The following is a 12588-nucleotide window of genomic DNA, read 5'->3' as shown; positions in this document are numbered from 1 at the left end:
GGGCGGCCGGACGGGCGGCTGCCCGTCGGGGGCCGACGGCGCGGTCGTACAGTGGCTTGGGCGCGCTACGTGCCTTACGACCTTCCAGGGAGGCGCTTGCGGTGAGTGAGTTGCGGTTCGTCCGGATGGGCTTCGGTGCCGAGGCCGTCGACTACCGAGTGGCCTGGGACGAGCAGCGCCGGGTGCACGCGGCGCGGTTCGCCGACGAGGTGCCCGACACCGTGATCCTCCTGGAGCACCCCCCGGTGTACACGGCCGGCCGGCGCACCGAGGACAGCGAGCGCCCCCTCGACGGCACCCCGGTCATCGACGTGGACCGCGGCGGCAAGATCACCTGGCACGGTCCCGGCCAGCTCGTCGGCTACCCGATCCAGAAGCTGCCGCGCCCGGTGGACGTCGTGGCGCACGTGCGCCGCCTGGAGGAGGCCCTGATCCGCACCTGCGCCGACTTCGGCCTGGAGACGACCCGGGTCGAGGGCCGCAGCGGCGTGTGGGTGCTGGGCGATCCGGTCGAGCGGCGTCCCGCGCTCGGCGGGCTGTCCCTGGACTTCGACCCGCGGCTGCGGGACGAGGAGTTCGACCCGCGCCTCAACGGCCCGGAGTACGCGCCCTCCAACGCCGGTCAGCGCCGCGAGGACCGCAAGATCGCCGCGATCGGCATCCGTGTGGCCAAGGGCGTCACGATGCACGGCTTCGCGCTCAACGTGAACCCCGACAACAAGTGGTTCGACCGGATCATCCCGTGCGGCATCCGGGACGCGGGCGTCGCCTCGCTGGCGAACGAGCTGGGCCGCGACATCACGATCGCCGAGGTGCTCCCGGTCGTGGAGCGGCACCTGAAGGACATCCTGGAGAACGCCGACCTGAAGCCCCGGGTCGTCGAGCGGACGCCGGCCTGAGGCCGTGAAGCCACCGGCATGAGCGCGGCCCGTCCGGCGTTCGGGGAGAAGGCCGTCGAGGCCGGAGCCAAGGGCCCCGGGACGGGCGTCCGCCGCGGCGCGAGCACCCCCGCCGGGTTTCAAATCAACGGGCGTACCCTTGAGGACGCCGAAGAATCAATCGCTAGGGAGCCGGTCGTGTCCGCAGTCGCACCCGACGGACGCAAGATGCTGCGCCTGGAGGTCCGCAACAGCCAGACCCCCATCGAGCGCAAGCCCGAGTGGATCAAGACCCGGGCGAAAATGGGCCCCGAGTACTCGAAGATGCAGAACCTCGTGAAGAGCGAGGGCCTGCACACGGTGTGCCAGGAAGCCGGCTGTCCGAACATCTACGAGTGCTGGGAGGACCGCGAGGCCACCTTCCTCATCGGCGGCGACCAGTGCACCCGGCGCTGCGACTTCTGCCAGATCGACACCGGCAAGCCCGAGGCGCTCGACCGCGACGAGCCGCGGCGCGTGGGCGAGTCCGTGGTCACCATGGACCTGAACTACGCCACCATCACCGGCGTCGCCCGCGACGACCTGGAGGACGGCGGCGCCTGGCTGTACGCGGAGACCGTGCGCCAGATCCACCAGCAGACCGCGAACCGCGAGGGCGGCAGCACCAAGGTCGAGCTGCTGGCCCCGGACTTCAACGCCGTCCCGGAGCAGCTGGCGGAGGTCTTCGGTTCCCGTCCCGAGGTCTTCGCGCACAACGTCGAGACGGTCCCGCGGATCTTCAAGCGCATCCGCCCCGGCTTCCGCTACGAGCGCTCCCTGAAGGTCATCACCGAGGCCCGCGACTACGGCCTGGTCACCAAGTCCAACCTGATCCTCGGCATGGGTGAGACCCGCGAGGAGGTCAGCGAGGCGCTGCGGCAGCTGCACGACGCCGGCTGCGAGCTGGTCACCATCACCCAGTACCTGCGCCCGTCGGTGCGCCACCACCCCGTCGAGCGCTGGGTGAAGCCGCACGAGTTCGTGGAGCTGAAGGAGGAGGCCGAGCAGATCGGCTTCTCCGGTGTGATGTCCGGTCCGCTGGTCCGCTCCTCCTACCGGGCCGGCCGGCTCTACCGGATGGCGGTCGAGAAGCGCGGCGCGTTCGTCGCCTCGCAGGCCGTCTGACACCGCATCACCCAGCGCGTGTGAATTCACGCACAAGGCACTACCCGCCAGTAACGGCCGGGAGAACGCGGCTCCGACCGTCCTCGCAGATAAGGGCACAGGTCGGGGCCGCGTCGACGTTCCGGGGCCCGCCCACCGAGGCTTCATGCCTGTTTGACCGGTCGGTCACGCCCTGGTAACACCAGTCAGTGAGCCTGGCATCACGCCACGTACATTCCGCACCCGGAGCACCGAGGGGGACCTCCACATGCAGGCCGCGCCCGTCCGCGCCACCGCCATCCCGTCCTTCACCACCGCCCTGCGCGCCGTCGAGTCGCTGCTGATGAGCGGCGGCCAGCGCACCGCCCGCCGCAACGCCTGGACGTCCGTGCTGGAGGACCGCCGCCGCGCCAAGGACCGCGTCGAGGCGCAGCGCGTCCTCGACGAGACGCTGAGCGCCCGCCCCTGACGCCGAACCCTCTCCCGGGCGACCGCTTCGCGCGCGTGCCGCTCCCCCACCGGCACTGCCGTCGAAGGCGCTCGCGGGGACACGTAGACTTCATGCCATGGCGAGGAAGGAACCCGCAGCGGACGCTGCGAACCCCGGGCGACTGAAGCAGATCGCTCTGACCTACAAGATGACCCGCAAGGTCGACAAGAAGATCGGTCTTGTACTCGCGGCTGTCGGAATCGTCACCTTCGGTGTCTTCCTCGCGATCGGTTTCTTGATCGGTCACCCCATCTATCTCGGCATCCTGGGCTTCCTGCTCGCCTTCCTCGCGACGGCGATCGTGTTCGGGCGCCGGGCCGAGCGGGCGGCCTTCGGCCAGATGGAGGGACAGCCCGGCGCCGCGGCGGCCGTGCTGGACAACATCGGCCGGGGCTGGACGACGACTCCCGCGGTGGCGATGAACCGCAACCAGGACGTGGTGCACCGCGCGGTCGGCAAGGCCGGCATCGTGCTGATCGCCGAGGGCAACCCGAACCGGGTGAAGAGCCTGCTCGCCGCCGAGAAGAAGCGGATGAACCGCATCGTCGCGGACGTCCCGGTGCACGACCTGATCGTGGGCACCGGCGAGGGCCAGACGGAGCTGAAGAAGCTGCGCACCACCATGCTGAAGCTGCCCCGCGTGCTCAGCGGCCCGCAGGTCACCGCGACCAACGACCGGCTGCGCGCCCTGGGCGACCTGATGAGCAACATGCCGCTGCCGAAGGGCCCGATGCCCAAGGGCATGAAGCTGCCGAAGGGCGGCAACCCCAGGGGCCGCTGAGACCCGTTCTCCTACGACGACGGGGGCGCCGGATCCACATCCGGCGCCCCCGTCGTCGTACTGCGTCGTGCCGCGGCCCGTCGGTCCCGATGGAGTACCGCGGCCCGTCGGTCCCGGTGGGTGCGGGTCAGATGCGCACCTCGACCGTGCGGGCGAGCCGGTCGTGCAGGCCGCGGCCGTCGCGGTCCCAGATCAGGGCGGGGACGGCGAGGCACAGCAGCACCGAGCGGAGCAGGCCGCGCAGCGGCTGGACCCGGCCGGTGTCGAGGGCCACCACGCGCAGCCCGAACAGGCGCTTGCCGGGGGTGAAGCCGACGGTGCCGACGGTGAGGACGCTCATCACAAGAAACACCAGCAGCGCCCAGTTGCCGGTCGTCTGCCCGTCGTAGCCGTCGGTGATCAGGCCGTATGCGATCAGGACGCCGAGGCCCCAGTCCACGGCCAGCGCGCCCAGCCTGCGGCCGGGGCGTGCGATGGAGCCCGGTCCGTCCTCCGGCAGTCCCAGCTGCTCGCCGCGGTAGCCGAAGTCGGCACCGGCGTCCTCCATGGCCGCGCGCGGCCCGGACAGCCATGATCCGATTGCTTGCCTGTTGTCCACCCGTCCACGGTACTGCGCCCGTAAATGACCGGGGGACGGCGGGGTGCGTCGGGGCTACGGTGGAAGAGGACCCGGTTAACTTGTGCGAAACAAATGGGTCACGCCCGAGAAATGACCCGTCCCTAGGGTCGAGCGCAGCGTGTGCCACCCGCACTGGCCGCACGAACGATCTACCACCCCGGCGGGACGGTCGGGAGTAGGAGGAGCTGGATGTTCCAGAACGCCGACGAGGCCAAGAAGTTCATCGCGGACGAGGACGTCAAGTTCATCGACGTCCGGTTCTGCGACCTCCCGGGTGTGATGCAGCACTTCACGGTGCCTGTCGACGCGTTCGACCCGGACGAGGAGCTGGCCTTCGACGGATCCTCGATCCGTGGATTCCAGGCCATTCACGAGTCCGACATGGCGCTGCGCGCGGACCTGAGCACCGCCCGTGTCGACCCGTTCCGCCGCGACAAGACGCTGAACATCAACTTCTTCATCCACGACCCGATCACGGGCGAGCAGTACTCCCGTGACCCGCGCAACGTGGCCAAGAAGGCCGAGGCGTACCTGGCCTCCACCGGGATCGCGGACACCGCGTTCTTCGGTCCCGAGGCCGAGTTCTACGTCTTCGACAGCGTGCGCTTCAAGACGTCCGAGAACGAGTCCTTCTACCACATCGACTCCGAGGCGGGCGCCTGGAACACCGGTGCGCTGGAGGACAACCGCGGTTACAAGGTCCGCTACAAGGGCGGCTACTTCCCGGTCCCGCCGGTCGACCACTTCGCCGACCTGCGCGCCGAGATCTCCCTGGAGCTGGACCGGGCCGGCCTGAAGGTCGAGCGCCAGCACCACGAGGTGGGCACCGCCGGCCAGGCCGAGATCAACTACAAGTTCAACACCCTGCTCGCGGCCGCCGACGACCTGCAGCTCTTCAAGTACATCGTGAAGAACGTCGCCTGGCGCAACGGCAAGACCGCGACCTTCATGCCGAAGCCGATCTTCGGTGACAACGGCTCCGGCATGCACGTCCACCAGTCGCTGTGGGCGGGCGGCGAGCCGCTGTTCTACGACGAGCAGGGCTACGCCGGCCTGTCGGACATGGCCCGCTACTACATCGGCGGCATCCTCAAGCACGCCCCGTCGCTGCTGGCCTTCACCAACCCGACGGTGAACTCGTACCACCGCCTGGTGCCGGGCTTCGAGGCGCCGGTGAACCTGGTGTACTCGCAGCGCAACCGCTCCGCCGCGATGCGCATCCCGATCACCGGCTCGAACCCGAAGGCCAAGCGCGTCGAGTTCCGCGCCCCGGACGCCTCCGGCAACCCGTACCTGGCCTTCTCGGCCCTGCTGCTCGCGGGTCTGGACGGCATCAAGAACAAGATCGAGCCGGCCGAGCCGATCGACAAGGACCTCTACGAGCTGGCTCCGGAGGAGCACGCGAACGTGGCGCAGGTCCCGACGTCGCTCGGCGCCGTCCTCGACCGCCTCGAGTCGGACCACGAGTTCCTCCTCCAGGGCGACGTCTTCACGCCGGACCTGATCGAGACGTGGATCGACTTCAAGCGCGCGAACGAGATCGCCCCGCTCCAGCTGCGTCCGCACCCGCACGAGTTCGAGCTGTACTTCGACGTGTGATCGGCGCTCGCGCGTGTGACGCGTGAGCCCGTACGGCGCCCCCGCTCCCGGTCCTTCCCGGGGCGGGGGCGCCGTCGTCTTCCCGTGGTCGGGGCCCGTTCCCGCTGTCCGGAACGCTTCCCCCGGTGTCCGGGGCGGGGGCACCATAGGGAGTGACACTGTTGTTCGAGGAAGGTCACGGGGATGTCCGACAGGGACGACGAGGAGCGGGAGTTCGACCTCAGGTGGGCGGACGACGCCGAGCACAAGGAGCCGTCGGCCCGGGCCCGGATGCTCGCGGCGCGCTGGAAGGACAACCCGCCCGCCCCGGCGCCCTTCCGCGCCGACCCGGACCACAGGGCCTCCGCGGGCCGCTCCTCCTGGGTGTCGACGGTCGTGGTCCTCGGCTGCGTCGTCGCGGTGATCCTGTTGCTGGGGTACGTGAACTTCCGGCCGTACTGATCGGGACACGGCGACTCGGACCCGAGGCCGAGACCGAGGCCGAGACCGTACTGATTCCAGGCTTCCGCCCGTACCGGTGCCGGCGTCGCCGTGCCGGCCGGGCGCCCTCGTGAGCGGGGGCGCCCGGGGTCGCGGTGCGGGTCAGCGGTTGTAGCGCATGAAGGCGCGGACCATGTGGCAGGTGGTGTCGGACGGCGGGTGGACGCCGATCCGGGCCGCCGTGCCGCGGATGGTCTCGTTGCGGGCCTGGTCGGGCAGGTAAACGCCGGAGTCGAGCAGGGCGATGGCGAGCCGCATCGCCTTGAGCCGGCGGTTGTGGGTGACGTACCAGTCGCGCGGGCGGCCCGCCGGCAGCGGGCGCTTGGCCACCGGGGCGCAGGGCGTCTCCAGGGGCACGAGGCGCTTGGCGGTGGACTGGGTGGGCAGGGGCTTCTGCTGGAGTGCGGCAGCGGGCACAGGCATCCTCCTGTCGCGGTCAGGGCGCTCACCGAGGTCCACGACGACCCCGGCGATTCCCTCGAACACTGGTTACAGTCTACCGTTCGGCACTGACAATCGGAGGAGCCGGGAAGCCGGTAAATGCGCAGGCCAGCATGGATGTTGACGGTGCGTCACGGCAGGTGCGGAGGGGGCGGGTGAGGCTTCGGGAAATCGAACACCGGGAAGCGGGCGCGCCTTGCCGCAAGGGGACCGCCGCAGCCGTGCGGACGTCGGGCGTAGCGTGGGGGCATGGAGATCTGGATCAACCCGGCCTGTTCCAAGTGCCGTAGCGCCCTCAGCCTGCTCGACGCCGAGGGAGCCGAGTACACCGTCCGCCGCTACCTGGAGGACGTGCCGAGCGAGGACGAGATCCGCGCGGTGCTGGAGCGGCTCGGCCTGGAGCCGTGGGACATCACCCGCACCCAGGAGGCCGCGGCGAAGGAGCTCGGGCTCAAGGACTGGCCGCGGGACGCCGGAGCGCGCGACCGCTGGATCGCGGCGCTGGCCGCGCACCCCAAGCTGATCCAGCGGCCGATCATCACCGCGGACGACGGCACGGCGGTGGTGGCCCGCTCGGAGGACGCGGTACGGGACGCCCTGTCCCGTTGACCTGCGCGGACAACACTCTTGTGACTCAGGCCACTTGGGCGACTTCCCTCGACCGCTGAGCACCTGCGTTCGGTATCTCGTACCTAGCGGCGTACGCACTCCCCTCTCTCCTCAGGAGGCGCGCATGTCGCGCAGGCGAAGTCTCGGTCCGAAGAAGAAGCTCGCGTTGCTGCTCGGTGCGGCGACGGTGGCGGGGGGCGGCGCCTTCGTCATGGCGAACACGTCGAACGCCGCGGCGCCGCCCACCACCCGGTCGGCGGCGGACTCCACCGTCTGCCAGGGCCTCGCCACCGCGCTCGGCAACAACCAGCGGTTCATCGACGGCCAGCGGGCCGAGCCCGACGCGCAGTCGGCGGCGCGGATCGCCAACCGCGAGGCGGTCATCGAGGAGATCAAGCGCAAGCAGGAGGCGTCCGGGTGCGTCGCCGGGGAGTCGGCTCAGGACTCCGGGGCCGCGCAGCCGGAACAGCCCGCCGCCCCCTCGCAGCCCGCCGGGAGCGAGCAGGACGGGCAGGCGGGCGAGGGCGGGACGGCCGAACAGGACGGGCAGGCGGGCCAGGACGGGCAGGCCGGCGGTGCGGCCGCCGGGGAGCAGGTGTGCACCGGGTCCACCGTCACCCTCTCCGGTGAGGACGGCGCGCCGGCCGCGTCCAGCAACCAGTTCCCGGCAGGCACCCGGCTGAAGGTCACCAACCTGGACAACGGCAGGTCCACGACGGTGGAGGTGACCTCGGTGTCCGGCAGCTGTGTGCTGCTGAACGACGCGGCGTTCGAGCAGGTGCGGGAACCCGGGAAGTTCCTGATCCGGCGGGCGGTGATCGAGAAGGTCGGGTGACGCACCCCGGGCGCGCCGACGAGGCGCCCGCGGTCACCGGACGGGAACGTCCGCCGTAACCGGACGAAGGCGTCCGTCGTCACCTGACGGAAGCGCCCGCCGTCACCGGACGGGAGCGCCCGCCGCAACCTGACGGAAGCGCCCACCGTCACCGGACGGAGGCGCCCGTCGCAAGCGGACGGGAGCGGCGGGCGCCTCCGTCCCTTCGCATACAAGCCGCCCCGTACCCGGTGTGCTCACCGGGTGAAGCGGGCCACGGCAGTGTGAGGTAACACGGGGTTCACATACGGGCAATGGCCGGGAAATCGCCTGTTGACAGGCTGCGTGGCATCGACGGCGGCGCCCCAGTGCCGCAGCGCCGCAGCACCCGCACCAGCGCCCAGACCCACCCCCGAAGGATGTGGACCGTGAGCTTCAAGGCCGAGTACATCTGGATCGACGGCACCGAGCCGACCGCCAAGCTGCGGTCCAAGACGAAGATCCTGGCCGACTCCGAGAAGCCGGCCGAGGGCGCGGACCTGCCGATCTGGGGCTTCGACGGGTCGTCCACCAACCAGGCCAAGGGGCACGCCTCGGACTGCGTGCTCAAGCCGGTCTTCGTCTGCCCGGACCCGATCCGCGGCGGCGACGACGTGCTGGTGCTGTGCGAGGTCCTGAACACGGACATGACGCCGCACGAGACCAACACCCGTGCCGCGCTGGCCGAGGTCGCCGAGAAGTTCGCCGCCCAGGAGCCGATCTTCGGCATCGAGCAGGAGTACACCTTCTTCAAGGGCGCCCGCCCGCTCGGCTTCCCCGAGGGCGGCTTCCCGGCCGCCCAGGGCGGCTACTACTGCGGTGTCGGCTCGGACGAGATCTTCGGCCGCGACGTCGTCGAGGCGCACCTGGAGAACTGCCTGAAGGCGGGCCTCGGCATCTCCGGCATCAACGCCGAGGTCATGCCCGGCCAGTGGGAGTTCCAGGTCGGCCCGCTGGCCCCGCTGGAGGTCTCCGACCAGCTGTGGGTGGCCCGCTGGCTGCTCTACCGCACGGCCGAGGACTTCGAGGTCTCCGCCACCCTCGACCCCAAGCCGGTCAAGGGCGACTGGAACGGCGCGGGCGCGCACACCAACTTCTCCACCAAGGCGATGCGCGAGGGCTACGAGGCGATCATCACCGCCTGCGAGTCGCTCGGTGAGGGCTCCAAGCCGATGGACCACGTCAAGAACTACGGCGCCGGCATCGACGACCGCCTGACCGGTCTGCACGAGACCGCCCCGTGGAACGAGTACTCCTACGGCGTCTCCGACCGCGGCGCCTCGGTCCGTATCCCGTGGCAGGTCGAGAAGGACGGCAAGGGCTACATCGAGGACCGCCGCCCGAACGCCAACGTCGACCCGTACGTGGTGACCCGTCTGCTGGTCGACACCTGCTGCACCGCGCTGGAGAAGGCCGGCCAGGTCTGATCCGTCCCACCGCCGGACGTGAGGGGCGCCCACCGCCGAGGTGGGCGCCCCTCACGCCGTCCGGGCGGCGCAAGAACGCCGGGCCGCCGCGGCGTTGCCGCGCGGGTGCCGGTCTGCCGTCAGCAGATTCGCGTTCCGCCGGGCGACCCGGGCGGGCAGAGTCGCCGGTATGAGACTTCTGATGCTGGGCGGGACGGAGTTCGTGGGCCGGGCCGTCGTGGAGGCGGCCCTCGGACGGGGCTGGGAGGTGACCGTCTTCCACCGGGGGCGGCACGAGGCGCCGCGGGGCGTGCGGACGCTGCTGGGCGACCGGACGGCGGTCGACGGGCTGGCCGCGCTCGACGAGGACCCCGGCGCGTGGGACGTCGTCGTCGACACCTGGTCGGCCGCGCCGCGCGCGGTGCGGGACACGGCACGGCTGCTGCGCGGCCGCGCCGGACGGTACGTGTACGTGTCGAGCTGCTCGGTGTACGAGTGGGCGCCGCCCGCCGGGTACACCGAGCAGGCCGCCGTGGTGACGGGCGCGTCGGCGGACTCGGGGACGACGGACTACGCGCGGGACAAGCGGGGCGGTGAACTGGCCGCCGTGGACACCTTCGGCGCGGACCGGTCGGCGCTGGTGCGGGCCGGGCTGATCCTCGGACCGTACGAGAACGTGGGCCGGCTGCCGTGGTGGCTGAACCGGATGGCGCGCGGCGGCCCGGTCCTCGCCCCGGGGCCGCGTGACCTGCCGCTGCAGTACATCGACGTCCGTGACCTCGCCGAGTGGATCCTCGGCGCGGCCGAACAGGGGCTGAGCGGGCCGTACAACCTGATCTCGCCGCAGGGGCACACCACCATGGGCGGGCTGCTGGAGGCGTGCGCCGAGGTGACCGGCGGCGCGGCCGAACTGCGCTGGACCGCACCGCAGGTGATCCTCGACGCGGGCATCGAACCGTGGACGCAGCTGCCGGTGTGGGTGCCGCCGGGCAGCGACCTGCACGACGCGCTGCACGCGGCGGACGTCTCCCGCGCGGTGGCGACGGGGCTGAGCTGCCGACCGGTCGCCGAGACCGTCACCGACACCTGGCGGTGGCTCCGGGACATCGGCGGCACCGCGCCCCAGCGCCCGGACCGGACGGACAAGGGACTCGACCCGGAAGTGGAGGCGAGGGTGCTGGCGGGCGCCGCAGGGGTGTAGGCAGCACCACCCCCGAAGCGGGGGGCTGGGCCCAGTGTCCCGCGGACCGCGCTCGGCCAGACTTGCGCCATGACCAACGACAGCGACAGCGACGGCGGCAGCCGCACGGGGCGGGGCAGGGGGCGGGGCGTCGGGCTCGCCGCGGTACGGGGGCTGGCGCTGGCGCTGGTGTCCCTGCCGGGGGCGGTGCTGTGCTTCGTGCTGTCCGCCGTGTCCATCGCGCTGATCCCGATCGGGATCGGCATCGTCACCACCCCGTACGTGCTGACGGGCGTGCGGATGTTCGCGAACGGGCGGCGGGTGCTGGCGGCCGAGTGGGGCGGGGTGCGGATCGCGCCGTCCTACCGGCCGCTGCCGGCGGACGCCAACCCGTGGGCGCGGACGTTCGGGATGCTGGGCGACCCGGCGACCTGGCGGGATCTGCGGTGGCTGCCGGTCGACATGACCGCGGGCTTCGTCACCGCGCTGCTGCCGGCCGCGCTGCTGCTGTATCCGCTGGAGGGCCTCGCCATCGCGGTCGGGCTGTGGCGGGTGCTGCCCGACGGCTACTGGTACGGCTTCGTACGGGTCACGGACCAGGCGTCCGCGCTCGGTGCCGGGGCGCTCGCGCTGGTCGTGCTGCTCTTCGCGCACTTCTTCGCCGCGCGCGTGCTGCACGGTCACTTCCTGCTCACCCGGGCCGTCCTCGGCGCGCCCGACCGTGAACTGGCCGAGCGGGTGCGGGTGCTGACCGAGACGCGGCGCGACGCCGTCGACACCTCCGCCGCCGAACTGCGCCGCATCGAGCGGGACCTGCACGACGGTGCGCAGGCGCGGCTGGTCGCCGTCGGCATGGACCTGGGCACCATCGAGGCGCTGCTCGACAAGGACCCGGCGAAGGCGAAGGAGCTGATCGCGCAGGCCCGCCGGACCTCCGTGGAGGCGCTGTCCGAACTGCGCGAGCTGGTGCGCGGCATCCATCCGCCGGTGCTGGCCGAACGCGGTCTCGGCGACGCGGTGCGGGCGCTGGCGCTGCGGCTGCCGGTGGCCACCGAGGTGACCGTGGACCTGCCCGGGCGGGCGCAGGCGCCGGTGGAGTCGGCCGCGTACTTCGCGGTGAGCGAGGTGCTCACCAACGCGGTGAAGCACTCCGGCGCGGACCGGATCTGGGTCGACCTGCACCACGCCGACGGTCATCTGCGGGCGGCCGTCACCGACAACGGCCGGGGCGGTGCGGTGATCGGGGCCGGCTCGGGGCTGGCCGGGGTCGAGCGGCGGCTGGGTACATTCGACGGCGTCCTGGCCGTCAGCAGTCCCGCGGGCGGCCCCACCATGGTCACCGTGGAGATCCCTTGCGCGTTGTCCTAGCCGAAGACCTGTTCCTGCTGCGCGACGGGCTGGTCCGGCTCCTCGAGGCGCACGGCTTCGAGATCGCGGCGGCCGTGGAGTCCGGGCCGGAGCTGACGCGGGCGCTGGCCGAGCAGGAGCCGGACGTGGCCGTCGTCGACGTACGGCTGCCGCCGACGCACACCGACGAGGGGCTGCAGTGCGCGCTTCAGGCGCGGCGCCGGCGGCCGGGACTGCCGGTGCTGGTGCTCTCCCAGCACGTGGAGCAGCTGTACGCGCGGGAGTTGCTGACCGGCGGGGGCACCTCACGGCCGGGCGGAGCGGGCAGCGGGGCCGGCGGAGTGGGCTATCTGCTGAAGGACCGGGTGTTCGACGCGGAGCAGTTCGTGGACGCGGTGCGCCGGGTCGCGGCCGGAGGCACGGTGATGGATCCGCAGGTGATCCAGCAGCTGCTGGCGCGGCAGTCGGGCCCGGACCGGCCGCTCACGCGGCTGACGCCCCGCGAGCTGGAGGTGCTGGAGCTGATGGCGCAGGGCCGGACCAACGCGGCGATCGCGGCCCGGCTGGTGGTGACGGAGCGGGCGATCGCGAAGCACACCGCGAACATCTTCGCCAAGCTGGGGCTCGAGGTCTCGGACGACGACAACCGGCGGGTGCTGGCGGTGCTCGCCTACCTCGACCACGGCCGGTGACACCCGCCCCCGCTCCTCCTCACCACCGGTGCGTGATCCACAACTCCCGGTGTTCCAGGGGCTGTTGAAA

General features: G+C 71.6%; 14 protein-coding genes. 12 read left to right on the top strand and 2 right to left on the bottom strand.

Translation table 11 applies throughout. The features are described from left to right. The first annotated feature begins 101 nt into the window (after positions 1-101). From lipB to FGW31_RS25230, 4 genes are all read left to right on the top strand, one after another. Positions 102-899: a lipoyl(octanoyl) transferase LipB gene (lipB, locus tag FGW31_RS25245; protein WP_142195807.1), complete on the top strand. Its 798-nt coding sequence runs from the start codon at positions 102-104 to the stop codon at positions 897-899. A 177-nt stretch (positions 900-1076) separates the two neighbouring features. Then, positions 1077-2042 (top strand): lipoyl synthase, encoded by a 966-nt coding sequence (gene lipA, locus FGW31_RS25240; protein WP_142195806.1) that lies wholly within the window; start codon positions 1077-1079, stop codon positions 2040-2042. 247 nt (positions 2043-2289) lie between these two features. Further along, on the top strand, positions 2290-2490 hold the full coding sequence (locus tag FGW31_RS25235; protein ID WP_142195805.1) for an SCO2195 family GlnR-regulated protein: 201 nt from the start codon (positions 2290-2292) through the stop codon (positions 2488-2490). 97 nt (positions 2491-2587) lie between these two features. Beyond that, positions 2588-3292, top strand: coding sequence for a DUF4191 domain-containing protein (locus tag FGW31_RS25230; RefSeq protein ID WP_142195804.1), 705 nt, complete (start codon positions 2588-2590; stop codon positions 3290-3292). Between the two features lie 127 nt (positions 3293-3419). Here the strand turns inward: FGW31_RS25230 and FGW31_RS25225 are convergent, their stop codons facing one another. Further along, positions 3420-3890 (bottom strand): RDD family protein, encoded by a 471-nt coding sequence (locus FGW31_RS25225; protein WP_142195803.1) that lies wholly within the window; start codon positions 3888-3890, stop codon positions 3420-3422. A gap of 210 nt (positions 3891-4100) precedes the next feature. On the opposite strand from FGW31_RS25225, the gene glnA reads away from it, so the two are divergent. Both glnA and FGW31_RS25215 read left to right on the top strand, forming a co-directional pair. Next, a complete protein-coding gene (gene glnA / locus FGW31_RS25220) occupies positions 4101-5510 on the top strand; it encodes a type I glutamate--ammonia ligase (protein ID WP_142195802.1) in 1410 nt (469 codons plus the stop codon). 183 nt (positions 5511-5693) lie between these two features. Next, complete coding sequence (locus FGW31_RS25215; RefSeq protein WP_142195801.1) at positions 5694-5951, top strand: SCO2583/SCO2584 N-terminal domain-containing protein; 258 nt, start codon at positions 5694-5696, stop codon at positions 5949-5951. 141 nt (positions 5952-6092) lie between these two features. Here FGW31_RS25215 and FGW31_RS25210 read toward each other — a convergent pair whose 3' ends face one another. After that, entirely contained in the window at positions 6093-6407 is a 315-nt protein-coding gene (locus FGW31_RS25210; protein ID WP_142195800.1) for a hypothetical protein, read from the bottom strand. 273 nt (positions 6408-6680) lie between these two features. On the opposite strand from FGW31_RS25210, the gene FGW31_RS25205 reads away from it, so the two are divergent. The 6 genes from FGW31_RS25205 (at position 6681) to FGW31_RS25180 (ending at position 12518) form a co-directional block, all read left to right on the top strand. Further along, on the top strand, positions 6681-7040 hold the full coding sequence (locus tag FGW31_RS25205) for an arsenate reductase family protein (protein ID WP_142195799.1): 360 nt from the start codon (positions 6681-6683) through the stop codon (positions 7038-7040). A 124-nt stretch (positions 7041-7164) separates the two neighbouring features. Next, positions 7165-7875 carry an RlpA-like double-psi beta-barrel domain-containing protein gene (locus FGW31_RS25200; protein WP_142195798.1) on the top strand — a complete coding sequence of 237 codons (711 nt, stop codon included), beginning with the start codon at positions 7165-7167 and terminating at the stop codon, positions 7873-7875. Between the two features lie 407 nt (positions 7876-8282). Next, the gene (glnII, locus tag FGW31_RS25195; RefSeq protein ID WP_142195797.1) at positions 8283-9320 is read left to right on the top strand and encodes a glutamine synthetase; all 1038 of its coding nucleotides are present in this window, start codon (positions 8283-8285) and stop codon (positions 9318-9320) included. 169 nt (positions 9321-9489) lie between these two features. Next, a complete protein-coding gene (locus tag FGW31_RS25190; RefSeq protein ID WP_142195796.1) occupies positions 9490-10500 on the top strand; it encodes an SDR family oxidoreductase in 1011 nt (336 codons plus the stop codon). 69 nt (positions 10501-10569) lie between these two features. Then, the gene (locus tag FGW31_RS25185; RefSeq protein WP_142195795.1) at positions 10570-11847 is read left to right on the top strand and encodes a sensor histidine kinase; all 1278 of its coding nucleotides are present in this window, start codon (positions 10570-10572) and stop codon (positions 11845-11847) included. Continuing rightward, positions 11832-12518 carry a LuxR C-terminal-related transcriptional regulator gene (locus FGW31_RS25180; protein ID WP_142195794.1) on the top strand — a complete coding sequence of 229 codons (687 nt, stop codon included), beginning with the start codon at positions 11832-11834 and terminating at the stop codon, positions 12516-12518. The genes FGW31_RS25185 and FGW31_RS25180 overlap by 16 nt, the downstream gene beginning before the upstream one ends. Positions 12519-12588: the final 70 nt, after the last annotated feature.

Source organism: Streptomyces calvus (assembly GCF_006782915.1).
Lineage (GTDB): Bacteria > Actinomycetota > Actinomycetes > Streptomycetales > Streptomycetaceae > Streptomyces > Streptomyces calvus.
Note: the sequence above shows the minus strand (reverse complement) of the source record. Positions and strands in the feature narration are given on the sequence as shown.